Origin of the sequence: Kutzneria kofuensis, from assembly GCF_014203355.1 — a bacterium.
GTDB classification, from domain to species: domain Bacteria; phylum Actinomycetota; class Actinomycetes; order Mycobacteriales; family Pseudonocardiaceae; genus Kutzneria; species Kutzneria kofuensis.
In genome coordinates this window covers 2,544,675-2,569,236 of the sequence record NZ_JACHIR010000001.1, presented here as the reverse complement: position 1 = coordinate 2,569,236, position 24,562 = coordinate 2,544,675, and the positions used below count along the sequence as shown (strand labels likewise).

Annotated in this window: 34 protein-coding genes; 20 read left to right on the top strand and 14 right to left on the bottom strand. The window is 72.0% G+C overall.

Annotated elements, in window-relative coordinates:
- The first annotated feature begins 11 nt into the window (after positions 1-11).
- Genes serB through BJ998_RS11875 form a run of 3 tightly spaced genes read left to right on the top strand, consistent with a single transcriptional unit; the run spans position 12 to position 2,370 of the window.
- Positions 12-1,238 (top strand): phosphoserine phosphatase SerB, encoded by a 1,227-nt coding sequence (serB, locus tag BJ998_RS11885; RefSeq protein WP_184861152.1) that lies wholly within the window; start codon positions 12-14, stop codon positions 1,236-1,238.
- Positions 1,235-1,996: an aminoacyl-tRNA hydrolase gene (locus BJ998_RS11880; protein ID WP_184861150.1), complete on the top strand. Its 762-nt coding sequence runs from the start codon at positions 1,235-1,237 to the stop codon at positions 1,994-1,996. Before serB ends, BJ998_RS11880 begins: the two co-directional genes overlap by 4 nt.
- On the top strand, positions 1,993-2,370 hold the full coding sequence (locus BJ998_RS11875) for an OsmC family protein (RefSeq protein WP_184861148.1): 378 nt from the start codon (positions 1,993-1,995) through the stop codon (positions 2,368-2,370). Before BJ998_RS11880 ends, BJ998_RS11875 begins: the two co-directional genes overlap by 4 nt.
- 21 nt (positions 2,371-2,391) lie before the next feature.
- On the opposite strand, the gene BJ998_RS11870 is transcribed toward BJ998_RS11875, so the two are convergent.
- From BJ998_RS11870 to BJ998_RS11850, 5 genes are all read right to left on the bottom strand, one after another.
- The gene (locus BJ998_RS11870; RefSeq protein WP_312890059.1) at positions 2,392-4,425 is read right to left on the bottom strand and encodes an ATP-dependent DNA helicase; all 2,034 of its coding nucleotides are present in this window, start codon (positions 4,423-4,425) and stop codon (positions 2,392-2,394) included.
- Positions 4,426-4,561: 136 nt separating this feature from the next.
- Complete coding sequence (locus BJ998_RS11865; protein WP_184861146.1) at positions 4,562-4,750, bottom strand: lipoate--protein ligase family protein; 189 nt, start codon at positions 4,748-4,750, stop codon at positions 4,562-4,564.
- A gap of 2 nt (positions 4,751-4,752) precedes the next feature.
- Complete coding sequence (locus BJ998_RS11860) at positions 4,753-5,340, bottom strand: biotin transporter BioY (RefSeq protein WP_184861144.1); 588 nt, start codon at positions 5,338-5,340, stop codon at positions 4,753-4,755.
- A gap of 94 nt (positions 5,341-5,434) precedes the next feature.
- Positions 5,435-6,166, bottom strand: a complete 732-nt coding sequence (locus tag BJ998_RS11855; protein WP_246488569.1) for a glycosyltransferase — start codon at positions 6,164-6,166, stop codon at positions 5,435-5,437.
- Complete coding sequence (locus tag BJ998_RS11850) at positions 6,136-6,591, bottom strand: exosortase P (protein WP_184861142.1); 456 nt, start codon at positions 6,589-6,591, stop codon at positions 6,136-6,138. The genes BJ998_RS11855 and BJ998_RS11850 overlap by 31 nt, the downstream gene beginning before the upstream one ends.
- Before the next feature lie 346 nt (positions 6,592-6,937).
- Here BJ998_RS11850 and wecB point away from each other — a divergent pair, with 346 nt between their 5' ends.
- Together wecB and BJ998_RS11840 are read left to right on the top strand one after the other, a co-directional pair.
- Positions 6,938-8,101 (top strand): non-hydrolyzing UDP-N-acetylglucosamine 2-epimerase, encoded by a 1,164-nt coding sequence (gene wecB / locus BJ998_RS11845; protein WP_312890058.1) that lies wholly within the window; start codon positions 6,938-6,940, stop codon positions 8,099-8,101.
- Positions 8,102-8,203: 102 nt separating this feature from the next.
- Positions 8,204-8,851 carry a choice-of-anchor P domain-containing protein gene (locus BJ998_RS11840; protein ID WP_184861138.1) on the top strand — a complete coding sequence of 216 codons (648 nt, stop codon included), beginning with the start codon at positions 8,204-8,206 and terminating at the stop codon, positions 8,849-8,851.
- Positions 8,852-8,864: 13 nt separating this feature from the next.
- Here the strand turns inward: BJ998_RS11840 and BJ998_RS11835 are convergent, their stop codons facing one another.
- Together BJ998_RS11835 and BJ998_RS11830 are read right to left on the bottom strand one after the other, a co-directional pair.
- The gene (locus BJ998_RS11835; protein WP_184861136.1) at positions 8,865-9,434 is read right to left on the bottom strand and encodes an isochorismatase family protein; all 570 of its coding nucleotides are present in this window, start codon (positions 9,432-9,434) and stop codon (positions 8,865-8,867) included.
- A gap of 7 nt (positions 9,435-9,441) precedes the next feature.
- Positions 9,442-10,725: a nicotinate phosphoribosyltransferase gene (locus BJ998_RS11830; RefSeq protein ID WP_184861134.1), complete on the bottom strand. Its 1,284-nt coding sequence runs from the start codon at positions 10,723-10,725 to the stop codon at positions 9,442-9,444.
- Positions 10,726-10,768: 43 nt separating this feature from the next.
- On the opposite strand from BJ998_RS11830, the gene clpS reads away from it, so the two are divergent.
- Genes clpS through BJ998_RS11790 form a run of 8 tightly spaced genes read left to right on the top strand, consistent with a single transcriptional unit; the run spans position 10,769 to position 15,095 of the window.
- Positions 10,769-11,056, top strand: coding sequence for an ATP-dependent Clp protease adapter ClpS (gene clpS, locus BJ998_RS11825; RefSeq protein ID WP_184861132.1), 288 nt, complete (start codon positions 10,769-10,771; stop codon positions 11,054-11,056).
- Complete coding sequence (locus BJ998_RS11820) at positions 11,053-11,610, top strand: DUF2017 domain-containing protein (protein ID WP_184861130.1); 558 nt, start codon at positions 11,053-11,055, stop codon at positions 11,608-11,610. Before clpS ends, BJ998_RS11820 begins: the two co-directional genes overlap by 4 nt.
- The gene (locus tag BJ998_RS11815; RefSeq protein WP_184861128.1) at positions 11,607-12,575 is read left to right on the top strand and encodes a P1 family peptidase; all 969 of its coding nucleotides are present in this window, start codon (positions 11,607-11,609) and stop codon (positions 12,573-12,575) included. Before BJ998_RS11820 ends, BJ998_RS11815 begins: the two co-directional genes overlap by 4 nt.
- The gene (locus tag BJ998_RS11810) at positions 12,572-12,811 is read left to right on the top strand and encodes an ATP-dependent Clp protease adaptor ClpS (RefSeq protein WP_184861126.1); all 240 of its coding nucleotides are present in this window, start codon (positions 12,572-12,574) and stop codon (positions 12,809-12,811) included. Before BJ998_RS11815 ends, BJ998_RS11810 begins: the two co-directional genes overlap by 4 nt.
- A complete protein-coding gene (locus BJ998_RS11805) occupies positions 12,808-13,326 on the top strand; it encodes a DUF2017 family protein (protein ID WP_184861124.1) in 519 nt (172 codons plus the stop codon). The genes BJ998_RS11810 and BJ998_RS11805 overlap by 4 nt, the downstream gene beginning before the upstream one ends.
- 37 nt (positions 13,327-13,363) lie before the next feature.
- On the top strand, positions 13,364-13,801 hold the full coding sequence (locus tag BJ998_RS11800) for a M67 family metallopeptidase (RefSeq protein ID WP_184861122.1): 438 nt from the start codon (positions 13,364-13,366) through the stop codon (positions 13,799-13,801).
- 60 nt (positions 13,802-13,861) lie between these two features.
- Positions 13,862-14,140 carry a MoaD/ThiS family protein gene (locus BJ998_RS11795; protein ID WP_184861120.1) on the top strand — a complete coding sequence of 93 codons (279 nt, stop codon included), beginning with the start codon at positions 13,862-13,864 and terminating at the stop codon, positions 14,138-14,140.
- A 4-nt stretch (positions 14,141-14,144) separates the two neighbouring features.
- Positions 14,145-15,095 (top strand): PLP-dependent cysteine synthase family protein, encoded by a 951-nt coding sequence (locus BJ998_RS11790; protein WP_184861118.1) that lies wholly within the window; start codon positions 14,145-14,147, stop codon positions 15,093-15,095.
- Between the two features lie 116 nt (positions 15,096-15,211).
- Here BJ998_RS11790 and BJ998_RS11785 read toward each other — a convergent pair whose 3' ends face one another.
- The 3 genes from BJ998_RS11785 to BJ998_RS11775 are packed head-to-tail and all read right to left on the bottom strand — an operon-like array spanning position 15,212 to position 16,863.
- A complete protein-coding gene (locus BJ998_RS11785; protein WP_184861116.1) occupies positions 15,212-15,565 on the bottom strand; it encodes a nuclear transport factor 2 family protein in 354 nt (117 codons plus the stop codon).
- Positions 15,562-15,927 (bottom strand): nuclear transport factor 2 family protein, encoded by a 366-nt coding sequence (locus tag BJ998_RS11780; protein WP_184861114.1) that lies wholly within the window; start codon positions 15,925-15,927, stop codon positions 15,562-15,564. Before BJ998_RS11780 ends, BJ998_RS11785 begins: the two co-directional genes overlap by 4 nt.
- A 30-nt stretch (positions 15,928-15,957) precedes the next feature.
- Positions 15,958-16,863, bottom strand: a complete 906-nt coding sequence (locus tag BJ998_RS11775; RefSeq protein ID WP_246489140.1) for a LysR family transcriptional regulator — start codon at positions 16,861-16,863, stop codon at positions 15,958-15,960.
- Between the two features lie 85 nt (positions 16,864-16,948).
- Here BJ998_RS11775 and BJ998_RS11770 point away from each other — a divergent pair, with 85 nt between their 5' ends.
- Positions 16,949-17,701 carry a sulfite exporter TauE/SafE family protein gene (locus BJ998_RS11770; RefSeq protein WP_184861110.1) on the top strand — a complete coding sequence of 251 codons (753 nt, stop codon included), beginning with the start codon at positions 16,949-16,951 and terminating at the stop codon, positions 17,699-17,701.
- On the opposite strand, the gene BJ998_RS11765 is transcribed toward BJ998_RS11770, so the two are convergent.
- Positions 17,698-18,564, bottom strand: coding sequence for an SMP-30/gluconolactonase/LRE family protein (locus BJ998_RS11765; protein ID WP_184861108.1), 867 nt, complete (start codon positions 18,562-18,564; stop codon positions 17,698-17,700). The two genes, BJ998_RS11770 and BJ998_RS11765, sit on opposite strands and share 4 nt — an antisense overlap.
- A 53-nt stretch (positions 18,565-18,617) precedes the next feature.
- Here BJ998_RS11765 and BJ998_RS11760 point away from each other — a divergent pair, with 53 nt between their 5' ends.
- Genes BJ998_RS11760 through BJ998_RS11750 form a run of 3 tightly spaced genes read left to right on the top strand, consistent with a single transcriptional unit; the run spans position 18,618 to position 20,838 of the window.
- A complete protein-coding gene (locus BJ998_RS11760) occupies positions 18,618-19,259 on the top strand; it encodes a rhomboid family intramembrane serine protease (protein ID WP_312890057.1) in 642 nt (213 codons plus the stop codon).
- Positions 19,256-20,071 (top strand): glutamate racemase, encoded by an 816-nt coding sequence (gene murI, locus BJ998_RS11755; protein WP_184861104.1) that lies wholly within the window; start codon positions 19,256-19,258, stop codon positions 20,069-20,071. The genes BJ998_RS11760 and murI overlap by 4 nt, the downstream gene beginning before the upstream one ends.
- On the top strand, positions 20,068-20,838 hold the full coding sequence (locus tag BJ998_RS11750) for an MBL fold metallo-hydrolase (RefSeq protein ID WP_184861102.1): 771 nt from the start codon (positions 20,068-20,070) through the stop codon (positions 20,836-20,838). The genes murI and BJ998_RS11750 overlap by 4 nt, the downstream gene beginning before the upstream one ends.
- On the opposite strand, the gene BJ998_RS11745 is transcribed toward BJ998_RS11750, so the two are convergent.
- A complete protein-coding gene (locus BJ998_RS11745; protein ID WP_184861100.1) occupies positions 20,835-21,476 on the bottom strand; it encodes a DUF2231 domain-containing protein in 642 nt (213 codons plus the stop codon). The genes BJ998_RS11750 and BJ998_RS11745 overlap by 4 nt on opposite strands.
- A 58-nt stretch (positions 21,477-21,534) precedes the next feature.
- Between BJ998_RS11745 and rph the strand changes: the two genes are divergently transcribed.
- Positions 21,535-22,320, top strand: coding sequence for a ribonuclease PH (gene rph, locus BJ998_RS11740; protein WP_184861099.1), 786 nt, complete (start codon positions 21,535-21,537; stop codon positions 22,318-22,320).
- A complete protein-coding gene (rdgB, locus tag BJ998_RS11735; protein WP_184861097.1) occupies positions 22,317-22,922 on the top strand; it encodes an RdgB/HAM1 family non-canonical purine NTP pyrophosphatase in 606 nt (201 codons plus the stop codon). The genes rph and rdgB overlap by 4 nt, the downstream gene beginning before the upstream one ends.
- Positions 22,923-23,023: 101 nt before the next feature.
- On the opposite strand, the gene BJ998_RS11730 is transcribed toward rdgB, so the two are convergent.
- On the bottom strand, positions 23,024-23,800 hold the full coding sequence (locus BJ998_RS11730) for a globin domain-containing protein (RefSeq protein ID WP_184861095.1): 777 nt from the start codon (positions 23,798-23,800) through the stop codon (positions 23,024-23,026).
- Between the two features lie 72 nt (positions 23,801-23,872).
- Between BJ998_RS11730 and BJ998_RS11725 the strand changes: the two genes are divergently transcribed.
- Positions 23,873-24,211, top strand: coding sequence for a winged helix-turn-helix transcriptional regulator (locus tag BJ998_RS11725; RefSeq protein WP_184861092.1), 339 nt, complete (start codon positions 23,873-23,875; stop codon positions 24,209-24,211).
- On the opposite strand, the gene BJ998_RS11720 is transcribed toward BJ998_RS11725, so the two are convergent.
- Positions 24,192-24,527 (bottom strand): DMT family transporter, encoded by a 336-nt coding sequence (locus tag BJ998_RS11720; protein ID WP_184861090.1) that lies wholly within the window; start codon positions 24,525-24,527, stop codon positions 24,192-24,194. The genes BJ998_RS11725 and BJ998_RS11720 overlap by 20 nt on opposite strands.
- Positions 24,528-24,562 lie beyond the last annotated feature (35 nt).

The window sequence follows — 24,562 nt, the reverse complement described above, 5'->3', positions numbered from 1 at the left end:
AGACTGTCCGGGTGACCAGTTCCCATGCCAGCACGGTCCTGATCACCGTCACCGGACCGGACAAGCCCGGCGTCTCCTCCGTGCTGTTCGCGGTCCTGACCAGGCACGGCGTCGAGGTCCTCGACGTGGAGCAGGTGGTGATCCGTGGCAAGCTGGTGCTGGGCGTGCTGGTGAACGACGAGCGCGACCCCGAGGGCCTGCAGGAGACCGTCGAGCAGGCGATGGCCAGCGTCGCGATGAACGTGGACGTGGAGATCGGGGCCGACCCGCGCAGCTCCTCCCAGCAGGGCTCCAGCCACGTGCTGGTGGTGCTGGGCCGGCCGGTGACCGCCCGGGGCTTCACCGAGGTCGCCCGCAAGCTGGCCGCGCTCGGCGTGAACATCGACGCCATTCACCGCGTCGCCGACTACCCGGTGACCGGCCTCGAGCTGCGGGTTTCCGTGCCCGACGACACCGCCGAGCAGGACGCGCTGCTGCGCAGCGCCGTCGCCGAGTTGTCCGCCCGGGTCAACCTGGACGTGGCGGTGGAGCGGGCCGGGCTGACCCGGCGGGCGAAGCGACTGGTCGTCTTCGACGTCGACTCCACGCTCGTGCAGGGCGAGGTCATCGAGATGCTGGCCGCCCGCGCCGGCTGCGAGGACAAGGTGCGGGAGATCACCGAGGCCGCCATGCGCGGCGAGCTCGACTTCGCCCAGTCGCTGGAGCGGCGGGTGGCGCTGCTGGCCGGGCTGCCCGAGACGGTGCTGGACGACGTCGCCGCGGAGCTGGAGCTCACGCCCGGCGCCCGTACCACCATTCGCACGCTCAAGCGGCTCGGCTTCCGCTGCGGCGTGGTCTCCGGCGGCTTCACCCGGGTCATCCGGGGCCTGGCCGACGAGCTGGGGCTGGACTTCTGCATGGCCAACCAGCTGGAGGTCGTCGACGGCCGGCTGACCGGGCGCACCACCGGGCGGGTCATCGACCGGGCCGGCAAGGCGCAGGCGCTGCGCGAGTTCGCCGACGCCTACCACATTCCGCTGGCCCAGTGCGTCGCCGTCGGCGACGGGGCCAACGACATCGACATGCTGTCGGCCGCCGGCATGGGCGTGGCGTTCAACGCCAAGCCCGCGCTGCGTGAGGTCGCCGACGCCGCCCTGTCGCACCCGTTCCTGGACGCGGTGCTGTTCGTGCTCGGCGTGACCCGCGCCGAGGTGGAGGCGGCCGACGCCGCGGACGGTCTGGAACCCTTGCGACTGTGAACGTGCTTCAACCACTCGCCGACCGCTACGCCTGGTGGCTCCGGCGCCCGGCGCCGCAGGACACCTCCGACGAGGATCCCTCGGAGGTTCGGGCGATGCCGATCGTGCTGCGCATCGAGAAGGCCGCACCGCCGGCGCGGACCCCGTTGCTGGAGGCCGCCGCCGCGGCGGCCATCGCCGTCTGCCTCGATCCCCGGGCCGCCGAGCCCGAGGGGGAGTGGCACGCCGAGGTCTCGGCGTGGATCGACGGCCGGATCCGGAAGGTGTCCCGGCGGGCCCGCGGCGCGCACTGGGAGGCCGTGCAGTCGCTGCCCGGCGTGACCGTGCGCGTCGGTGATGCCGAGGCTCGGGCGCTGCTGCCGTGGAAGGTCGTCGAGACGCCGCAGGAGGTGCGGCGGCTGCAGATCACCGGCAGTGATCTGCCTGCCGACGAGCCCGGCCCCGTTCCCGCCGGGGCGCCGGTGCTGTGGATCAACCCGGACGTGCCGATGACCGCCGGCAAGGCCGCCGCCCAGGTCGGGCATGCCACCATGCTGCTCGCCGCGCTGCTGCCTCCCGACGAGCTCACCGCCTGGCAAGCCGCCGGATTCCCTTGCGCGGTAAGGACTCCCGAGCCCGCCGACTGGAAACTCCTTGTGCCCGGCGACGATCCCGCCGGCGCCTGGCAGACCCGCGGCGTGGTCGCCGTCCGGGACGCCGGGTTCACCGAGGTCGCCCCCGGCACCGTCACCGTCGTCGCACAGCGGGCGTCGTCGTGACCGTCTCCGTCCAGCGCGTCGGCGACGGCCGGTTCGTCGCCCGCACCGATTCCGGCGCCACCGTCGATGTCGGCGGCGACGGCTTCTCCCCGGTCGAGCTGCTGGAGGCCGCCCTCGCCGCCTGCGCCGCGCTGACCGCCGAGCAGCTCATCACCCGCCGGGCCGGCGCCGACTCGTCCTTCACCGTCGTCGCCGCCGGCGAGGAGACCGCACACGAGGTCCGCCGCCTCGACGTCACCTTCGACCTGCCCGCCGACCAACCCCTGGCCACCCTCATCCCCCGGGCCATCGCCCGCGAGTGCAAGGTCAGCCGCACCGTCGAGCACGGCGCCCCGGTCGCCGTCCGGCTCGACCCCGATCTTCGGCAGACGTAGAACAGCGGCTTCGGCGTGCGGCTAAGCCGACGCCGCCGCGTCCAGGCGCTTGAGGGCGGCGCGCACCACCTCCGGGTCGTGCGTGGTCCAGAACGGCGGCAGGGAGGCGCGCAGGAAGCCGCCGTAGCGGGCGGTGGCCAGGCGCGGGTCCAAAATCGCGACGACGCCCTTGTCGTTGGTGGAGCGGAGCAAGCGGCCGGCCCCCTGGGCGAGCAGCAGGGCGGCGTGGGTGGCGGCGACGGTGAGGAAACCGTTGCCACCACGGGCTTCCACGGCCCGCTGCCGGGCCGAGGCGAGCGGATCGTCGGGGCGGGGGAAGGGAATCCGGTCGACGACGACCAGCTGCAGGGAGTCGCCGGGCACGTCGACACCCTGCCACAGGGACAGCGTGCCGAACAGGCAGCAGCGCACGTCCTCGGCGAACTTCTTGACCAGCTGGGCGGTGGAGTCCTCGCCCTGGCACAGCACGGGGTACTCGATCCGGGACCGAATCGCCTCGGTGGCCTGCTTGGCGGCGCGCATGGAGGAGAACAGCCCGAGCGTCCGCCCGCCGGCGGCGTTGACGAGGTCGACGAGCTCGTCGAGGTAGGCGGGCGGCAGGCCGTCCCGGCCGGGCGTGGGCAGATGCCGGGCCAGGTAGAGGATTCCGCTGCGCCCGTGCTCGAACGGGGAGCCGACGTCCATGCCGCTCCACCGAGGGGTGCTCAGGTCCGACGGCGGTTCCTTCTCGGTGGCGGTGGCGTCCACGACCGGAACCTGGCTGGACGCGGGCAGACCCCACTGCCGGGCCAGCGCGTCGAAGGTGCCGCCGAGGGTGAGCGTGGCCGAGGTGAGCACGGTGGTCCGCGGCGCGAAGAGGCGTTCCCGCAGCAGGCCGCCGACGCCGAGCGGGGCGACCTTGATGGTGGGCGGCTTGCTGTCGTCACGGAAGTCGCCGGCCAGCCACACCACGTCCCGGCGGTGCGCCTCGTCGTCGTCGAACGCCTCCAGCAGCCGCACGGCGGTGTCGTGGATCTCGTCGAGCAGCGCCAGCGCGAGCTTGCGGCCGACGGCGGCGTCGGGATCCTCCTTGCGCTCGGGCCCGAGCGCGGTGATGCACCGGTGCGCGGAATCCCGCACGGCGGCCAGCGCGCCGGCCAGGGCCCGGGGCATGGCGTCCAGCCGGCCGACGGGCATCTCCGACAGCACGATCTCCAGGCCCTCGCCGGCCTCGGACAGCTGGTCGGCGACGTCCTCCTCGATCTGCCGTCCGCACCGCCGCACGGCGATCGCCAGCGCGGCGGTCGACAGCTCGGCGGTGGCCACCGACGTCACCCGGTCCACCAGGTCGTGCGCCTCGTCCACGATCACGAGGTCGTGCTCCGGCAACACCTTGTAGCCCTCGAGGGCGTCGATCGCCAGCAGCGCGTGGTTGGTGACGACCACGTCCGCCCGCCCCGCCTCGGCGCGGGCCCGCTCGGCGAAGCAGTCCGTGCCGATCGGGCACTTGGACACGCCCAGGCATTCCTTGGCGCTGACCGAAAGCTGCCGCCAGGCCTGGTCGCTGACGCCCGGCACCAACTCGTCCCGGTCACCGGTCTCGGTGTCCGACGACCACTCGTGCAGCCGCTGCACGTCCCGCCCCAGCCGAGAGATCGCGAACGGGTCGAACAGGCCCTCGTCCTCCGGCTCGTCGGGTGCGCCGGAGTGCACGCGGTGCATGCACAGGTAGTTGCGCCGGCCCTTGAGGATGGCGAACGTGGGCTCGCGGCCCAGCGACTTCTTCAGCGCCGTCGCCAGCCGCGGCAGGTCCCGGTCCACCAGCTGCCGCTGCAGCGCGATCGTCGCCGTGGACACGACGACCGTCGCCTCCTCGGCGACCGCGTGCCGCACCGCCGGCACGAGGTAGCCCAACGACTTCCCGGTGCCCGTGCCGGCCTGCACGGCCAGGTGCTCGCCGGTCCGGATGGCCCGCTCGACGGCCAGCGCCATCTCCACCTGGCCCGGCCGCTGCTTCCCGCCCAGGGCTTCCACGGCTTCGGCGAGCAGGGCTTCGACTGAGGGCAGTTCCGGCACGGGCAAGACGTTACCCGCCCACCCCGACAGTGTTGACGGCGCGCGTTCCGCGCGCGGCTCGGCCCCTTTTGAGCCGGTGCCTCGCCCTTGCCGGGCGAAGCACCGGCGGGGCCTCGCGCAACGCCACCTCGACGGTCTATCTCACGATCCGCATGCCGGTCGGCAGGTCCGCCGGGTCGGTGCGCGGGCCGTACGTCACCACGGGCGGGTGGCTGAGCAGGAAGAGCCGGTCCTCGGCCCGACCCTCCTGCCGTTCCGCCACCCACCCGCGCATGTCCGCCGCGGCCTGCTCGTAGCCGACGACCCCGAGATCGACCCGCCGCATGGTCAGGACTGCTGGAAGCGGCGGACCAGGGCCCAGGTGCCGGGGAGCAGGCCGGCCGCGAGGGCGACCTTGAGTGCGTCACCGACAAGGAAGGGCGCAACGCCGGCGAGCAGGGCGGCCCGGAGGTCCATGCCGGTGGCGGCCATCAGCCACGGCACGCCGACGGCATAGATGACGAGGTTGCCCAGCACCATGGTGCCGACGGTCCGCAGCACGGTGCGGTCGCCGCCGACCCGGGCCAGCGCGCCGACGAGGGCGCTGGCGGCGATGAAGCCGACCAGGTAGCCGCCGGTGACGGCGGCCCAGCCGGCGGCCCCGCCGGTGAACCACGGCACGCCGGCGAGCCCGGCGACGAAGTACAGGGCGAGCGACAGCCCGCCGCGCTTCCAGCCGAGGGCGGCGCCGACCAGCAGGGCGGCGAAGGTCTGGCCGGTCACCGGCACCGGGCTGCCCGGGATGGGCACGGCGATCTGCGCGGCCAACCCGGTCAGCACGGCGCCGGACAACACGAGCGCGACGTTCTTGACCACAGCGCCGGGAATGGCGTCGGCCAGGACGGCACGGCGGTCGGTCACAGCGAGCACGGACATCAGGTCCCCTCCTCACAACGAGTTACTCGAAGTGACCCTAATCGGGGACGGGTAGCGGACCCTTGGGACTTTTCTCACGCTGCCGGTTGCCGGCTCAGTGGTCGAACGCCGGCACCGGAGCGATCACGCGGCGTACCCGGACCGTGCGGTCGTTGGCCTGCGGGACGGGCAGGGCCCGCTGGTACACGTAGGTGTCCCGGGTGTGGCTGGCCTGCCAGGCGGCGGACAGGCGTTCGCCGCGCCACGGCTCGCCCTCGGGCCCGGCGATCGAGTCCAGCGCGGAGAGCCGGATGAACTGGCCGTTGCCGGACAACCGGCTCGTGTCGATGCGCCGGGCGTTGGTCAGCCACTCGAACCAGCCCCGGCCGGCGTTGCTGGTCCGCACGTCGATCTGCACGGACCCGGTCCACCGCTCCTCGAAGTGGGCGGCGGTCACGCCGAGGCAGTTCCACATCGGCCGGCCACCGGCGTCGAGGACGATGACGATCGCCCGTTCCGGCGTCGCGTGCCGGCCCTGCCAGGCCTTGAGCGCCCGGTAGCCGGCGTTCAGGGCGTCGCCCTTCCCGGTCCGCGCCTGCGGTCGGTAGCGCTGCACGAGGTGGATGTTCCGACCGTCGATCCGGCGCAGGTTCCGCACCACGGTGGCGGTCCTGTCGTCGGAGTCGTCGTCGACGACCCAGACGTGCGCGGCGCGGAACGTCTGCCGCAGGTACGTCACGGTGGCGCCGATGACCGCCTGCTCGTCCCGGCACGGCACGAAGAAGTGCCACTCCAGTGTGGTCGGATCGCCCAGCTTCACGCCTTCTCCCGTCGCACGATCAGCCATCCGAACAGCACCAGCGCGGCCGCGCCGCCGGCCGCGCTGATCAGCGAGCCCAGCAGCGTGTGCCCGACGAAGTAACCGGTGTCGACGCCCAGCCAGCTGATCAGCCCGACCAGCGTCAGGATCCGCACCTGGTCCGACACGATCAGCGCCAGCGCGGCGAAACCCAGCGCCACCAACGCCTTCCGGGTGGCTTGGGGCCGCAGCGCGACCAGCACCGACGTCAGCAGGAGCAGCGGCACGAGCAGGTAGGCCGACGTGCACTCCTGTCCCAGGTGGACGGTTTGGGTCACCAGCCCGGCCGGCGCGGTCTCGATGCCCAGGTAGAGCCGGTGCGCGAGCACCAGCCCGGCGGCGGCCGCGACCAGCAGCACCACGACGGCACGGGACGGCGCCCGGCCGTGCGGCGTTGTCGTGACAGCTGTCACACGTGGTCCTTTCGCAGTGTTGTGCGAGGCGCGGTACGCGCGGCAAGTACGCAGTCCTTTCACGTTCGCGTCCAGCGAGGTATCGGAGCCGGTCGCGTTCCGCTGAACGGCCGGATCGGGTGGCCAGGTGACGCTGGACCGGCTGAGATCGACACTCTGTGTAGTCACTACTGGGCGAAACGGCTGAACCGTGTCCCTCGTGTGGGTCGGCGGCCTTTGCCTATTTCGGGTGAAGGTTGATAGTCCAATGCCGCGGGCGATCGTCTGCCCATCTTTCCCCGGAGGTCGCAACCATGTCGGGACCACGCACGCGTCTGTCCACAAGGGACATGTGAGGAGCAAGCCTGTGAGCACCGAAGTGCTGCTGCTGGCCGGAACCCGGCCGGAGGCACTCAAGGCCGCGCCGGTAGCCAACGCGCTGTCCGGCCACCCCCTGCTGCGTCCGATGATCGTGCACAGCGGTCAGCACGTCGGCATGGTCGAGCAGGCACTGGCCGCGTTCGACCTGCGGCCGGACGCGTTCGTGCCGCTGCGCCGCGAGATCGGCAGCCAGGCCGAGCTGGTCGCGGGCATGCTGCGGCGGCTGGACGAGCTGATCGTGCGCCGCCGCCCGGCCGCCGTGATGGTGCAGGGCGACACCTCCACCGCCCTGGCCGGCGCGCTGGCCGCGTTCTGGCGCGGCGTCCCCGTCGCGCACCTGGGGGCCGGGCTGCGCACCGGCGACCTGACCGCGCCCTTCCCGGAGGAGGGCAACCGACAGATGATCTCCCGGATCGCCGCCCTGCACCTCGCACCGACCGAATGGGCTGCCCGGACGCTGATCGCCGAATCCGTGCCCGGCAAGCGCATCACCATCACCGGCAGCACCATCGTGGACGCGCTGCAGCACGTCAGCGCGGCGAAGCTGCCGCCGCGCAGCAAGGTCCTGCTGGACCTGGAGGCGCGCGTCAACGCCGACGGTGGTCGGATCGTGCTGGTGACCGTCCACCGCCGCGAGTCCTGGGGCGAGCCGCTGGACCGGGTGCTCGCCGCCGTGCGGTCCATGGTGGACCGCCACCCCGACATTCACGTGTTGCTGCCCGCGCACCCCAACCCGGCCGTGCAGGCGCAGGTCTCCGGCGCGCTGCGGGGCCACGACCGGGTCTGGCTCAGCGAGCCACTGGACTACCCCGACCTCGTCCGCGCGCTGCGGCAGACCGCCCTGGTCGTGACGGATTCCGGCGGCCTCCAGGAGGAGGCGCCCAGCTTCGGCGTGCCGGTCCTGGTGGTGCGGGACAGCACCGACCGCACCGAGGCGGTCGACGCCGGCTACGCCTGGGTCGTCGGCACCGACGACACCCGCATCGTCGCCGAGGCCGACTGGCTGCTCGGCTCGCACCTGAGGCTGCCCGCGGGGCGCAACCCGTTCGGTGACGGGCAGGCTAGCCAACGGGTGGTCGCCGCGCTCGACCGGCTGTTGGGCACGGGCGGAGTGGGCACGCACTCGCCCGAATTGGTTGCGCTCCGGTGATCTGTCACTCGTCCGGGTGGCTATCGCGCTGGCGGGTTACATGACGGCGACCGGGCGCGAATGATCGGACGAGCACCACCCTCCACTATGGAAAGGACGAGAATGCTCAGCAGGAGCGCGCGGCGCGTCGGAGCCGGAGCGGTCGCGGTGGTCGCGGCGATGGCGCTCACGGCGGTTCCGGCCGGGGCGACGCCGCTTGGCCAGACCTCGCTGGGATCGGTCGACGTGACCCGCGCCGGGCACTCCGTCACCGTGCCGCCCATCGCGCAGTGCGACGTCACCGCGGACCAGCAGAACTCCAGCAAGGGAACGCACGCCTACGGGGTCGCGAGCTTCGGCGCCGGCAGCACGACGTGCACCAGGGACGCCGGCGCGAAGACCGCCAAGATGCAGGCCACCGGCAGCGGCTTCGACCTGACCGCGCTGGTGCCCTACGGCGGCCCGGAGATCAAGCTGGCCGAGTACTCCGCCGGCTGCTCGGCGACGACCACCAGCACGACCGCGACCTTCCAGTTCAGCGGCCTGCAGGGCGTGACGGCGCCGAAGCCGATCCCGGCCAACTACACCACCACCGTGGGCCCCGCCGACAAGCCGCAGGCCCGCGTCACCTTCAACGAGGTGATCCAGGCCGAGCCCAACGACGGCAGCGTGACCATCAACATGCTGCACATCCAGCTGTTCCCCACCGGGGACGGCCCGATGAGCGGCGACATCATCGTCGGCCACGCCGCCTGCTCGCCCGTGTCGTGACGGTCCCCGGGGCTCAGCCGAGCCTCGGGGTTCCCACGAGCGTGACGCCGGCCGAGCGCAGGTCCGCCAGCGCCCGGTCGGTGGTCTCCGCCGCCACACCGGCCGTCAGGTCCAGCAGCACGGTGGTGGCGAAGCCCGCCTTGCTGGCGTCCAACGCCGTCGCCCGGACACAGTGGTCGGTCGCGATGCCGACCACGTCCACCCGGTCGACCCCGTTGTCCCGCAACCAGTCCGCGAGCGACTTGCCCTGCGGCCCGGTGCCCTCGAAGCCGGAGTACGCCGCCGCGTGCGCGCCCTTGGAGAACACCGCCTCCACGCCGGCGACGTCCAGCTCCGGGTGGAACGACGCGCCCGGCGTACCGGCCACGCAGTGCACCGGCCAGCTCCGCACGAAGTCCGGCGAGGCGCTGAAATGCGCCCCCGGGTCCTGGTGGTAGTCGCGGGTCGCCACCACGTGGTCGTACCCGCTCCTGGCGATGTGCTCGGACACCTGCGCCGCCACGGCCGCGCCGCCGGCCACCGGCAGCGAGCCGCCCTCGCAGAAGTCGTTCTGCACGTCCACCACGATCAGTGCGGTAGCCATCTGGGCCTCACAGGAAGGTCGTCGGGATCGCCGGCTCGCCGTGCGAGAGCTTCAGGCCCTCCCACGGCACGCTGACCAGGGCCTGCCGCAGCCGTTCGCGGCTCTGCTCGATGGTCGGCAGGTCGGCGGCGGGCTGTCCAGCCCGCAGCAGGGGGATCTGCAGCTCGCGGTCGTGCTCGCCCAGCTCGGGGCGGTTGTCGACGGTGTAGACGACCTCCTCGGTCGCCGTGCCCGTCTCGCGGTAGCGGCGCAGCGCGCCCTTGCGGCCGCCGCGCGACTCCTTGTGCGAGCTGCGCTTGGCCACGGGCCGGCCCGCGACCTCCACCAGCTTGTAGACCATGCCCGCGGTCGGCGCGCCCGACCCCGTCACCAGCGAGGTGCCGACGCCGTAGGAGTCCACCGGCTCCGCGCGCAGCGCCGCGATCGCGTACTCGTCGAGGTCGCCGGAGACGACGATCTTCGTGTTGCGGGCGCCGAGCGCGTCCAGCTGCTCGCGGGCCTGCCGGGCCAGCGGGCCGACGTCGCCCGAGTCGATGCGGATCGCGCCCAGCTCCGGGCCCGCCACCTCCACCGCGGTCTGGATGCCCTTGGTGATGTCGTACGTGTCGACCAGCAGCGTCGTGCCCGCGCCCAGCTGCTCCACCTGCGCCCGGAACGCCTCCGCCTCGCTGTCGTGCAGCAGCGTGAAGGCGTGCGCCGAGGTGCCCGCCGTCGGGATGCCGTAGCGGCGGCCCGCCTCCAGGTTCGACGTCGCCGTGAAGCCGGCCAGGTAGGCCACCCGGGCCGCGGCCACCGCCGCCTCCTCGTGCGTGCGCCGCGAGCCCATCTCGATCATGCGGCGGCCGTTCGCCGCCGTCACCATCCGCGCCGCCGCCGAGGCGATCGCGCTGTCGTGGTTGAGGATCGACAGCGCCAGCGTCTCCAGCACCACGCCCGTCGCGAACGGGGCGCGCACCGTCAGGATCGGCGAGCCCGGGAAGTACAGCTCGCCCTCCGGGTAGCCGTCCACGTCCCCGGTGAACTCGTAGTCCGCCAGCCACGCCAGCGTCCGGTCGTCCACCACCTCGGCCGCCGCCAGCTGGTCCAGCTCCGCCCGGTCGAACCGAAACCGGGTGATCGCGTCCAGCAGCCGGGCGGTGCCACCGACCACGCCGTAGCGTCGCCCGTCCGGCAGCCTGCGGGCGAACACCTCGAACACGCAGGGGCGGTCGGCGGTGTCGTCCCGCAGCGCGCTGGAGAGCATGGTCAGCTCGTAGTGGTCGGTGAGCAGCGCGGTGCTCGCAGTGGTCATGACTGGTCAGCCTAACGGGGAGTGGCATGACACCATTGGCGGTATGACCACGCCCGTCGAGCAGGAGCGGCCGGAGGTTGAGCAGGTCGGCAGCGAGGACAAACCGTGGCTGACAGTCGTCTGGAACGACCCGGTCAACCTGATGTCCTACGTCACGTACGTGCTCCAGAAGATCTTCGGCTACAGCCGGGAGAAGGCCACCAAGCTGATGCTCGACGTGCACCACAAGGGCCGGGCGATCGTGTCGTCGGGTAGCAAGGAGAAGGTGGAGTCGGACGTGGCGAAACTGCACGCCGCCGGCCTCTGGGCGACCATGCAGCGCGAGTCGTGAGGGGTTGGCGACGGCGCGGCGAGCAGGTCGTCGCCGAGGTGGACCGGCAGGAGGCGGCGATCCTGCGCGGGCTGGTCGGCCAGGTGCTGGACATGCTGGCGGCCCGCGAGCAGGACGCGCCCGAGGACGAGCTGGCCGAGCTGACCGGCATCAAGGTGGGCCCGTCGACGGCGCCGGACGACCCGATCCTGTCCCGGCTGCTGCCGGACTTCCACCGCCTCGACGACGACCAGCCGACCAAGGAGGACCTGGACTCGGCGGCGGCGCTGCGCAGTCTGCACGAGCCGGAGCTGCTGGCGATGAAGACGGGCGTCGCGCAGGTGGTGATGGACACGTGCCCGCCGGACGGCGGCCAGATCGTGTTGTCGGTGGAGCAGTCCGACGCCTGGCTGTCGGCGATCAACGACGTGCGGCTGGCCCTGGGCACGGCGCTGGACGTCACCGAGGACATGCCGGACGAGCTGCCCGAGGACGATCCCCGCTCCTCCCACCTGGGCGTCTACCACTGGCTGACCTGGGTGCAGGAGAGCCTGGTGAACGCGGTGTCGTCGTGATCACGGACGTGCCGGGCGTGCTGGTCGGCCAGTACCAGCGGCTGGGCGACGGCTGGGCCACCGGCACGACCGTGGTGCTGGTGCCGGACGGCGCGGTCGCCGGCGTGGATCAGCGCGGCGGGGCGCCGGGCACGCGGGAGACGGACGTCCTGGAGCCGTCCCGGCTGGTGCAGGAGATCCACGGGGTGTGCCTGACCGGCGGCAGTGCGTACGGGCTCGCGGCCGCCGACGGCGTGATGCGTTGGCTGGCGGAGCGCAACCACGGCGTCAGCGTGGGGGAGTTGCCGCACGAGGTGGTGCCGGTCGTGCCGTCGGCGGTGTTGTTCGACCTCAAGCTGGGCGACTGGGGCAACCGGCCCGACGCCTCTTTCGGTTACGCCGCGTGTGAGGCGGCTTCAGATGGGCCGGTCGAGCAGGGCTGCGTCGGCGCGGGAACCGGCGCCCGGTGCGGGTCGCTGAAGGGCGGCATCGGCACCGCCAGCATGGTGGTCGACGGCCTGACCGTCGGCGCGATCGCCGCCGTGAATGCCATGGGGGAGGCCGTGAATCCCGCCGGCGTTCCCTGGGCACTTGATCACGAGGTCGACGGCGAGTTCGGCGCGTCGGCCCCGGGTGCACCGGCCGTGGAACTCAAGCCGAAGCGGTCGGCGTTGAACACGACGATCGGCGTGGTCGCGGTCGATGCCGTGCTGACGAAGGCCGAGTGCCAGCGGATCGCGGCCGTCGCCCACGACGGGCTGGCCCGGGCCATCCGGCCGGCGCACGCCATGTACGACGGCGACACGATCTTCGCGCTGGCCACGGGCCGGCAGGAGTTGTCGGGGGTGCGGGGCATGGCGCTGGACCGGGTGTGCGAGGCCGGCGCGCAGGTGTTCGCGCGGGCCATCGTGCACGGCATTCTCGCGGCCACCACCGTCGCGGGCGTGCCGGCGTACCGTGACGCGTGGCCGGAGGGGGAGAGATGACGGTCTATCGAGTTGTCGTGCTCAACGACTGCCTGAACAGCGTGCCGCTGGTCGCCGACGTGATCAACCGGGCGTGCGGCGTCCCGCTGGCCGAGGCGGTGACCCTGACCAGGCAGGTCGACAGCGAGGGGCAGGCGACGGTGGGGCTGGCCGAGACCCGGCAGGACGCCGAGACGGTGGCGGCCCGGCTGGTGGGCTTCGGCCTGCACGCCAGGATCGAGGCGAATCGGGAATGACCGTCCACTACGAGTTCGACGTGGTCGTCGGCGAGAACCAGGTGCTGATCAAGCTCAGCGAGAACGCCATCCCGGTGTTGCGTGACAGCATCGGGCGACTGGTGGCGTACCTGGACCACGCGCAGCCCAAGCGCAAGCTGCGCGAGCGGCTGCGGTTCGACCGGGAGCAGCGCGCGCTGCTGTGGCGGCTGTTCCCGCCGGTGTCCGACTACGGGCCGATGAACCAGGAGTTCGAGGAGCGGTGGGGCGGGGTCCTGCACGCGGAGCTGTTCGGCGCGGCGCAGCGGGTGCTCGCCTCGATCGGTGACGACGGCACCGCGCGCTACCAGCTGTCGGCGATCGACGACTGGATCCGCGTGCTCGGCCAGACCCGGCTGCTGTGGGTGCAACGGTCGGAGACCGGCGACATGATGTCCGAGGACGACCGGGTGCGCAGCGCGGGCTTGTTCACCTGGATGCAGACGCAGCTCGTGTACGCGCTGCGCCCGGAGCTGGCCGCCCAGCTGACCGGCTGATTCCCACGCCTCGGGACAACCCCGGCCACCTACTAGGATGGGGCGCGTGCTGGTGATCCGCCGTGACCTGGTCGAGGCCATCGTCGAACACGCCCGCCGGGACCACCCCGACGAGGCGTGTGGGGTGATCGCGGGTCCGGCCGCGGACCGGCCGGAGCGCTTCGTGCCGATGCTCAACGCCGCCCGCTCGCCCACGTTCTACGAGTTCGAGTCGGGCGACCTGCTGCGGCTGTACCGGGAGATGGACGCCAACGACGAGGTGCCCGCGGTCATCTACCACTCGCACACTGCGACCGAGGCGTACCCGTCACGCACCGACGTGTCCTACGCCGGCGAGCCGGAGTCGCACTACGTGCTGGTGTCGACCCGGGAGCCGGACACGCACGAGTTCCGCTCCTACCGGATCGTCGACGGCGAGGTCACCGAGGAGCCGGTGACGATCGTCGAGTCCTACGAGTCCTCGCCCGGGGAATAACCGGCCATTGCCGGGCGTCACACGTTTGAGTCCAGGCCGACAGCGGAGGTTAGACAGCACATGGCCATCACCGTCTCGATCCCGACGATCCTGCGCACGCACACCGGCGGTGAGAAGTCCGTCGAGGCGAGCGGCGCCACCCTGGCCGAGGTCATCGACAACCTCGAGGCCAACCACGGCGGTCTCAAGTCCCGCCTGGTCAAGGACGGCGCGCTGCACCGCTTCGTCAACATCTACGTCAACGACGAGGACGTGCGCTTCGCCGGCGGCCTGGAGGCCAAGGTCGCCGACGGCGACAACGTGACCATTCTGCCGGCGGTCGCCGGCGGCAGCCGCTGACGTCGTGGCCCGGTACGAGTCGCTGCTGGACGCGCTCGGTGACACGCCGCTGATCGGTCTGCCGCGGCTGTCGCCGTCGGAGACCGTACGGCTGTGGGCGAAGCTGGAGGACCGCAACCCGACCGGCTCGATCAAGGACCGGCCGGCGCTGGCCATGATCGAGGCGGCCGAGCGGGACGGCACGCTGTGGCCGGGCTGCACCATCCTGGAGCCGACCTCCGGCAACACCGGCATCTCGCTGGCCATGGCCGCCAAGCTCAAGGGCTACGGCCTGGTGTGCGTGATGCCCGAGAACACCTCCACGGAGCGCAAGCAGCTGCTGCAGGCGTACGGCGCCCGGATCGTGTTCTCGCCGGCCGCCGGCGGCTCCAACCAGGCCGTCGCCATGGCCAAGGAGCTCGCCAAGCAGAACGCCGACTGGGTGATGCTGTACCAGTACGGCAACCCCGCCAACGCGCAGGCGCACTACGACGGCACCGGCCCCGAGATCCTTCGGGACCTGCCCTCCGTCACGCACTTCGTGGCCGGCCTCGGCACCACCGGCACCCTCGTCGGCGCCGGGCGCTTCCTCCGGGAGCACAAGCCCGACATCCAGATCATCGCCGCCGAGCCCCGGTACGGCGAGCTGGTCTACGGCCTGCGCAACCTCGACGAGGGCTTCGTGCCGGAGCTCTACGACCCCGAGGTGCTGACCGGTCGGTACTCCGTCGGCTCCTACGACGCCCTTCGCCGGACCCGGCAGCTGCTGGAGAGCGAGGGCATCTTCGCCGGCATCTCCACCGGCGCCATCCTGCACGCGGCGCTGGCCGTCGCCGAGAAGGCCGCCGCCGCCGGGAAGAACGCCGACGTGGTGTTCGTCGTCGCCGACGCCGGCTGGAAGTACCTGTCCACCGGCGCCTACTCCGGCACCCTCGACGAGGCCGCGCAGCGCATGGACGGCCACCTCTGGGCCTGACCCACCCCGATCCCACCCGGATCCGCCGTACGTGAGTGGCTCACTTGGCCTCAGGCGCCAAGTGAGCCACTCACGTGCCGGGGCTCATGTCGCACGGCTGGGGAAGGGCGACGGAGTTACCCGTTGCCGTAGTCGCGGGATGACACGATGAGACCGTTTCGGACCCGCATCACGAAGATCCGAGGGGCGTCGATGTCGCGGCCGTCGCGGCGGCCGCGGTAGACGAATTCGCCGATGACGACCTCGGGGTCGGTGGTTTCGTGGATGACGATGTCCTCGGCGCGGAGGTCGACACCCCGGCTCGCGGCGGCGGCGAAGTGGGAGCGCAGCTCGGTGCGGCCGGTGAGGCGGGCACCGGTGAACGGGTAGACGACGACCGCGTCCTCGGCGTAGAGCAGCGGCAGCTCTTCCCAGGCGCGGCGGTGGATGCCGTCCAACAACCGGAGGAAAACCCGCCGAGGAGTGGTCATCGGGCGGCGTAGTCGCGGGACGACACGATCAGTCCGTCGCGGACCCGGAGCACGAAGATCGCCGGCATGGTGACGTCCTGCTCGCCGAGGGTGCCTCGGTACGTGAACTCGCCGATCACCACCTCCGGATCCGTCGTCTCGTGCACGACAACGTCCTCGGCCCGGAAGTCGACGCCCATCTCGGCGGCGCGGGCGAAGTGGGCGCGCAGCTGGGAGCGGCCCTCCAGGCGGGCGGTCGAGGGATCGGTGCTGAAAGGATGCACGACAACGGCGTCCTCGGCGTAGAGCAAGGGCAGCTGGTCCCACTTCTTGCCGACGACGCCGTCGACGAGCTGGCGGAACACCTCGGCGGGTGCGGTCACGAGAAACCCCCTGCAGAAGAAACGGAACGATCACTCCGTATTCAACGCTAGCGTGAACGGGCGCCAGGTGCCAGGGGGTTTCGCCTCGGCGAGGGCGAAGCTGCGGAAGGCGTCGGCGGCGGCGGGCATGAAGCGGTCGCACCAGGCGAGCCCGATCATGCGGTAGCAGGGCGGATCGGACACGGGCAGTTCGACGACGTCGGGCAGCGGAGCGGGGCCGGGGCCCATCAACCCGACGCCGCAGCCGGCGCCGATCAAGCCACGCAACGTGGCCCCGTCCTCGCCCTCACAGGCGATGCGAGGGGTGAAACCGGCCTCCTGGCACAGCCGCTCGGTCGTCGGCCGCATCCCGAAGCCCCGGGAGAAGATCACGAACGGCTCGTCGCGCACCTCGGCCAGCCGCACGGACGGCCGCCCGGCGAGCCGGTGCGAAGCCGGAACGACCAGCACCAGCGGCTCCCGGAGCAGCGGCTGCCAGACGATCTCCGACGACCGCGGCGTCGAGATCAGCAGCAGGTCGACGAGCCCGTCCAGCAGGTACTGCTCGATCCGCTCGGTCCCGCCCTGCCGAAGCCGGAACTGCACGTTCGGCCGCCGCGGCCGGTAGCCGCTGAGCAGCGTCGGCACGACCAACGGCCCCATGGTGTTGAGAAACGCCAGGTTGACGGTCCCGCGGTCGGGATCGGCGAGCTCGCCGATGGACTGCCGAGCCCCGTCCACCGCGGACACGGCCCGCCGTGCGCCCTCCAGCAACGCCTGCCCGTTGGCGTTGAGCCGGAGCCCGCGGCCGACCCGGTCGAACAGCGGCGCGCCGAGCTCCCGTTCCAACCGGCCCAGTCCCCGGGACAGCGCGGGCTGCGACAGGTGCAGCGTCTCGGCCGCCTCGGTGACGGTCCGGCTCTCCGCGACCCTGATGAACCAGCGCAGTTCGTCCATGTCCACGAATCGATGTCTAGCACGCATCGTTTCAATGGGGAATGTTCATTGGACGCATCAATGCCGCCGGGTCGACCCTCAGGGAGTGACCCCACTAGCGCTCGGTCTCGTCGCCGCGACCGGACTGATCGTCGGCATGCTCAACGCCGTCGCCGGTGCGGGCGCCCTGCTGACCTTCCCGCTGATGGTCGGCCTCGGGCTGAGCCCGCTGGCCGCCAACGTGACCAACTGCGTCGGTGTGGTGCCCGGCTCGATCGCCGCGGTCGTCGGCTTCCGCAAGGAACTCCGCGGCCAGGGCCCTACCCTGCGCAAGGTCGTGCCGCCGGCGGCGATCGGGTCGGTCGTCGGCGCGGTGCTGCTCTTCACGTTGCCCAGCAAGGTTTTCGACTACGCGGCGCCGGGGCTGCTGGCGCTCGGCGCGCTGCTGGTGCTCACGCAACCGTTGCTGGCCAAGCGATTGCGCACGATCGCGCCGCACCACAACAACACCGCGCTGACCACCAGCATGTTCGCCAACGGCGCGTACGGCGGCTACTTCGGTGCGGGCGTCGGCATCATCTTCGCCGCGCTGCTGGGACTACTCGTCACCATCGACACGCACCGGATGAACGCCGTGAAGAACGTGCTGCAGACGGTGGCCAACGGCGTGGCCGGGCTGATCTTCTGCTTCACCGCGCCGGTGAACTGGCCGGCGGCGATCGTGCTCGCCGCGACGACGGCGATCGGCGGACCCCTCGGGGCCCGCCTCGCCCGTCACCTCCCGGCCACCGCGCTGCGCTCGGTGATCGGCGTCGTCGGCCTGGTCACGGCGTCCACGCTGTTGCTGCGCGTCTTCTAGCCGGCGAACAGCGTCGACGGCAGTCCGACGCCGAAACCGGGCAGCACCAACAAGGACCCGGCCAGTTCCTGCTCGGCCAACTGCTCCGCGGAGAGCCCTTCACGAGCAGACGTCACATACAGGTCCGTGAAGTCGGGGCCGCCGAACGTGCACGCCGTCGGCTGCGCCACCGGCACCGACACCTCGCGATCCAGCTTGCCCTCCGGCGTGTACCGGCGGACCGCGTAACCACCCCAGAGCGCGACCCACAGGCACCCGTCGGCGTCCACGCACATGCCGTCGGGGGAGCCCTCGGTGTCCTCGACCGTACACAGTGGACGGCGGTTCGAAGCCGTCCCGGTCGACAGGTCGTAGTCGAATACATCGACCCGTCGGGTCGGCGTGTCGATGTAGTACATCAGCGTGTTGTCCGGGCTCCACCCGATGCCGTTGCTGATCGTCACGTCGTCGAGCAGCAGCTTCGCGGCCCCGTCCGGCTCGACACGGGCCAGCCAGCCGCCGCCCTCGGCGGCGTCGTAGCGCATGGTGCCGGCCCACAGCCGCCCGGCGGCGTCGACGGCCGCGTCGTTGCCGCGCACGCCCTCGCGCTCCCAGTACACCAGCCAGCGCTGGCCGCCGTCGGCGTCGAGCAGCGCCACGCCGTCACGCAGGTTGGCGATCAGGCCGCCGGCCGCGCGGGGCTTGGCCGCACCGACGTGTTGCGGCGTCGGCAGCACGTCGTCGCTGCCGCGGCCCGGGTCGTACCGGTGCACCGCGCTACCCAGGATGTCCACCCACAGCAGCGTGGACGTCGACGTGTCCCACGTGGGGCCCTCGCCGAGCGTCGCGTCGCTGCGCACCGCCACTTCCACCACTAGCTTCACCTTAGGGGTCGTACCTGATGCCCTGGACCGGCAACCGCTTTACGCTCGGTTACGTGGCTACCCTTCCCGTACCGTCGGCGCCTGGCAAGCCCGTCAACCGGGTGCTGCCGCCGAGACCGCTGCAAGCGGCCGTTGTCATCGGCGCGTTCACCGCGCTGCTGTACGTGGTGGAGTTCGTCAACCTGGCGGTCTTCCACGGCACGCTCAGTGACTTCGGCATCGTGTCCCACCGGGTCACCGGCCTGGCCGGCGTGCTCTGGGCGCCGCTGCTGCACGTGAGCTGGCAGCACCTGGCCTCGAACACGCTGCCGGTGCTGCTGTTCGGCTTCCTGGCGATGGCGATCGGGGTGCGGCAGTGGGTGGCCGTCACGGTGACGATCTGGCTGATCAGCGGCCTGGGGGTGTGGCTGACCGAGGACACCGGGGTGTCCACCGTCGGCGCGTCCGGCATCGCGTTCGGCTGGCTGATGTTCCTGTTGGTGCGCGGCCTGTTCAACCGCAGCCTCAAGCAGCTCGCGGTGGCGGCGATCCTGCTCTTCTACTGGGGCAGCGCGCTGTGGGGGCTGCTGCCCAACGTGGACCCGGAGATCTCGTGGCAGGCGCACGCGTTCGGCGCGCTGGGCGGCCTGCTGGCGGCCTGGCTGGTCGCGATGGCCAACCGGCCAGCCCGCGCCGCCGGTAGTCTCGCAGCGTGACAACCGCCGACGCACCGATCGGGATCTTCGACTCCGGAGTGGGCGGCCTCACCGTCGCCCGCGCGATCATGGACCAGCTGCCCGGCGAGCGCGTCCGGTATCTCGGCGACACCGCCAACTGCCCGTACGGCCCGCTGCCCATCGCCGACGCGCGGCGGTACGCCCTCGCGGCGTTCGACCAGTTGGTGGCCAGCGGCGTGAAGATGCTGGTGATCGCCTGCAACACCGCGTCGGCGGCGTGCCTGCGGGACGCCCGCGAGCGCTACGACATCCCCGTGGTCGAGGTCGTGCAGCCGGCGGTGCGGCGGGCCGTCGCCACCAGCCGCTCCGGCCGCATCGGCCTGATCGGCACCCAGGGCACCGTGCAGTCCCGTGCCTACGACGACGCCTTCGCCGCCGCTCCGCACGTCACGCTGACCAGCGCCGCCTGCCCACGGTTCGTGGACTTCGTGGAGCGCGGCATCACCTCCGGCCGCCAGGTGCTGGGCCTGACCGAGATGTACCTGGAGCCGCTGCACCGCGCCGACGTGGACACGCTCATCCTCGGCTGCACGCACTATCCGCTGCTCACGGGCGTGATCCAGATCGTGATGGGCGAGCAGGTGACGCTCGTGTCCAGCGCCGAGGAGACCGCCAAGGACGTCGTCCGCGTGCTGACCGAGCGGGACCTGCTGCGCGAGCCGACCGAAGAGTTCGCCGAGCACGAATTCCTGGCGACCGGTCCGGCGGAGCCGTTCCGGCGATTGGCCCGCCGATTCCTGGGTCCGCAGGTGGGAACGGTGGGCGCCGTCATGTCACCCTCTACGCCGTGAAGCTGACCATCATCGGGTGCTCGGGCAGCGTGCCCGGGCCGGCCGCGCCCGCCCCGTGCTATCTGGTCGAGGCGGACGGCTTCGCGCTGGTGCTCGACCTGGGCAACGGGGCCCTGGCCGCGTTGCAGGCCCGGATGAGCGCGTTCGACGTCGACGCGCTGGCCTTCTCGCACCTGCACCCCGACCACTGCGCCGACTTCAGCGCGCTGGCGGTGCTGCGCCGCTACCACCCGCAGCCGCCGTACCCGCCGGAGCAGCGCCGGCTGCCGGTGCACGGGCCGTCCGACATCGCCCGCCGGTTCGCCGCCCAGTACGCGCCGAACGAGGACGAGCGGCTGAGCACCGACTTCTCCGGCGTCTTCGACTTCCACCCGCTGACCGGCGAGACCGTGCAGATCGGCCCGCTGAAGGTGACCTCGGCGCGGGTCACGCACCCGTGCGAGGCGTACGGCTTCCGCATCGAGCACGACGGCAGGTCCCTGACCTACTCCGGCGACACGGCCGCGTGTCCCGCGCTGGACGGCCTGTCCGCCGGCGTCGACCTGCTGCTCGCCGAGGCGACGTGGACCGACCTGCCGACCCGGCCCGCCGACATGCACATGTCCGGCCGGCAGGCGGGGCAGACCGCGTGCCGGGCCGGAGTGGGCAGGCTGATGCTCACCCATGTCGCGCCGTGGACCGATCCGCAGGTCGTGCTGGCCGAGGCGCGGGCCGAGTTCGACGGCGAGGTGCTGCTCGCCGAGCAGGGCCGTACCTACGAGGTCTAGCCGCCCACGCCCTTCCACACGGCCGTCGCGCCGCTGTCGCCGACCAGGTAGATCTCGTACGTCACGGCGACCGCGCTGGCGATCACCGCGATCGCGACCAGGACCGTGATCACGCTCCAGAACCGGGACGAGGACGGCTTGTCGTCCTCGACCAGCCCGGGCGTGGTCGTCGGCGCGGTGGCGCTCTCCTCGTCCAGCTCGTCGATGCTGTGCACGCCCGGCGCGACCGGCTGCTGCCTCGGCGCCGCCGCGGCGGCCCGGCCCGCCCGGACGCCCCCGGCGGCCCGCTCGCGGTCGGCCAGGCGGCCGACGATCAGCAGCAGGGCCAGCATCACGCCGAAGGTGATGGCGTACGGCAGCAGGGCGTTGCCGAGGTCCCGGTGGTGCGCGAGGTCGGGGTTGGCGACCTTGATGCTGTCGTACAGCTCCTCCCCGGCCTGGGTGGCGATCGGCACCGAGCCGATCCCCAGCACCGCGAGCACCAGCACCGGCAGCCAGTAGCGGCGGCGCCACCTCGGGTAGACGGCGATGATGATGCTGCCGACCGCGGCCAGGGGCAGCAGCACGACGACGGCATGCACCACCAGCGGGTGCAGCGGCAGCCCGTTGAAGGTGAACGAGTTGTCGGCAAGGTTCATGACAACCTCACGTTGGGAGCGCGCGGGCGGTTCAATCGGGTGCCCGTAGGCTAGCGGCGTGGTTAGAGCAGACGGCCGAAACGACGAATCGCTCCGTGAGATCAAGATCACCCGTGGCTACCAGCAGTGGCCGGCGGGATCCGTGCTGGTCGAGTTCGGCAACACCCGCGTGCTGTGCGCGGCCAGCGTCACCGAGGGCGTGCCCCGCTGGCGCGCCGGATCCGGCCTCGGCTGGGTCACCGCCGAGTACGCCATGCTGCCCTCGGCCACGCACACCCGGGGCGACCGGGAGTCGGTCAAGGGCCGGATCGGCGGCCGCACGCACGAGATCAGCCGGCTGATCGGGCGGTCCCTGCGGGCCTGCATCGACCTGGCCGCGCTCGGCGAGAACACCATCGTCATCGACTGCGACGTGATCCAGGCCGACGGCGGCACCCGCACCGCGGCCATCACCGGCGGCTACGTGGCGCTGGCCGACGCGATCACCTGGCTGGACGCCGCGGGCCGGCTGGCCGACCCGAAGCCGCTGTCCTGCTCGGTGTCCGCGGTCAGCGTCGGGGTGATCGACGGCCGGGTCCGGCTGGACCTGCCGTACGAGGAGGACTCCCGGGCCGAGGTCGACATGAACGTGGTCGCCACCGACGCCGGCACGCTGATCGAGGTGCAGGGCACCGGCGAGGGCGCGACGTTCGCCCGCTCCACCCTGGACCAGATGCTGGACCTGGCGCTGGCCGGCTGCGCGGAGCTGTCCCGGCTGCAGGCCGAGGCGCTGGCGCTGCCCTACCCGGGCCAGCTGCCGGAGCCGTCGCCCAAGGGCAGGCGCGGGTCGGCGGCGAAGTCGTGACCAAGCTGCTGCTGGCCACTCGCAACGCCAAGAAACTGGCCGAGCTGGACCGCATCCTGGCCGCCTCCGACGTGTCCGGCGTCGAGGTCATCGGCCTCGACGCCGTGCCGCCGTTCCCGGAGGCCCCGGAGACGGAGCCGACGTTCGAGGGCAACGCCCTGGCCAAGGCCCGGGACGCCGTCGCCGCGACCGGGTTGCCGGCCGTCGCCGACGACTCCGGCCTGGCCGTGGATGCCTTGAACGGCATGCCCGGCGTGTTGTCGGCCCGCTGGTCCGGCGGCCACGGTGACGACGCCGCCAACCTGCGGCTCGTTCTTGGGCAGATGGGCGACGTCCCCGACGACCGTCGCGGCGCCGCCTTCGTCTGCGCCGCCGCCCTGGTCCTGCCCGGCGGCGCCGAGGTTGTCGTCCGCGGTGAGTGGCGCGGCACCTTGATCCGGGAATCCCGTGGCGAGAACGGCTTCGGGTACGACCCGATCTTCGTGCCCGAGGGCGAGACGCGGACCTCCGCCGAGCTGGACCCGGCCGAGAAGGACGCCCTGTCCCACCGCGGCCGCGCCCTGCGCCTGCTCCTCCCGCACATCACCGCCGCCCTCGCCTGACTTTCGGGTGATGTGCGAGGTCGCGCCGGCCTCTGGACCGCGGGCTCAGCTCGATCGAGTCTTTTCCATCGATCGAGCTGAGCCAAGGGAAGAGGCCGGCTTTAGAGCGACCTCGCCCCGCGCGGAACGCGCGGCAAGGGCACAGCCACACCCCAGCCCCAGCGCGGCACCGGAGCCTGCTTGACCGGGTCGGCGTCCGGCTGCGAGTTGGCCAACGCGATCCGCGTGCCCCACTCGAGGTAGCCGGTGAACGCCGCCCGGAACTCCGGGTCGGCCGGCAGCCCGACCTCGTCGGCGGCGTCCTGGAGCAGGCTCACCCAGCGGCGGCGCTGCCGTTCGGTGATCGCCTTGCCCAGGTGCATGGCCAGCATCGTCGAATAGCCGCCGCGCTCCGCGCTGTACGTCCTCGGCCCGCCGAACACCTCGCCCAGCCAGTGCGCCACCCGCCGCGGATGGTCCGGCGACATACCCCGGAACAGCGGCTCCAGCACGTCGTCCTTGAGGACCTCGCGGTAGAACGCCGCCGTCAGCCTCGTCAGCGCCTCTTCGCCGCCCGCCCAGTCGTACAACGTCGGCGGCCCGTCGCCGGCGGCGAGCTCCCCGTAGTGCCGCATCTCCTCGATGTCGCCGACGAACGGCTTCACCTCGGCGAAGAACGCCGGGAACCGCGGGCCTGAGCGGAACCCGGTCAGGTGATCCTCGGCGGAGGTCCAGCGGATCCGCACCACGTAGCAACTCGGTTCGTCCACGCACCGCGCGACGTCCCAGCCGACGCACTGCGGCGACTCGGACAGCACCGCGCCGGCCCGCCGATAGGCGTCCTCGAACTGGCTACCCTGGCCGTCGGGAATCCGGTAGCGGATGTACTCGGTGATCACCCGCCAGACGCAACCACCGCGCCGGGAGGCCGACAAGTACGCACTTTCCGGTAGGCACCCAGGGGGACGAACGTGAAGCAATACCACTGCCCGGTCGAGCTCACCCTCGACGTCGTCGGCGGCCGCTGGCGTGTGCTCATCCTGGCCCACCTCAAGCAGGGGCCGCTGCGCTACGGCCAGCTGCGCCGGCTCATCCCGGACGTCAGCGAGAAGATGCTGACCCAGCGGCTGCGCGAGCTGGAGGCGGACGGCCTCGTGCTGCGCGACGCCACCCACGAACCGGAGCTGCGCACCGACTACCGGCTCAGCCCAGAGGGCGAGACCCTGGCCCCCGTGCTGCAGGGCCTCTACGACTGGGGCCTCGCCCGCGCCGAGCGAACCGGCGTCGTCGTCACGCCGCCTGGTGACTGACCGACATCTGCACGACGAGCACGCCGGCGAGGATCAGCACCATGCCGCCGATCGTCAGCGCCGACACGGGTTCGGAGAACAGCACCCGGTTGGCGACGACGACGAGCGCGATGCCGCCGCCGGCCCACACCGCGTAGGTGACCGGCATCGGCATGCCCAGGCGGATCACCTGTGACTCCAGGTAGAACGCGATCGCGTAGCCGGCGACGAGGCCGAGCACCGGCAGCGGGTGGCTCAGGCCGTTGGACAGTTTCAACATGATCGTCGCGAACACCTCGGCGACGATGGCGAGGGTGAGCAGGATCCACATCAGCATTGCTGGTTCCAGGTTTCGGGCGCGCGCCGACGGCC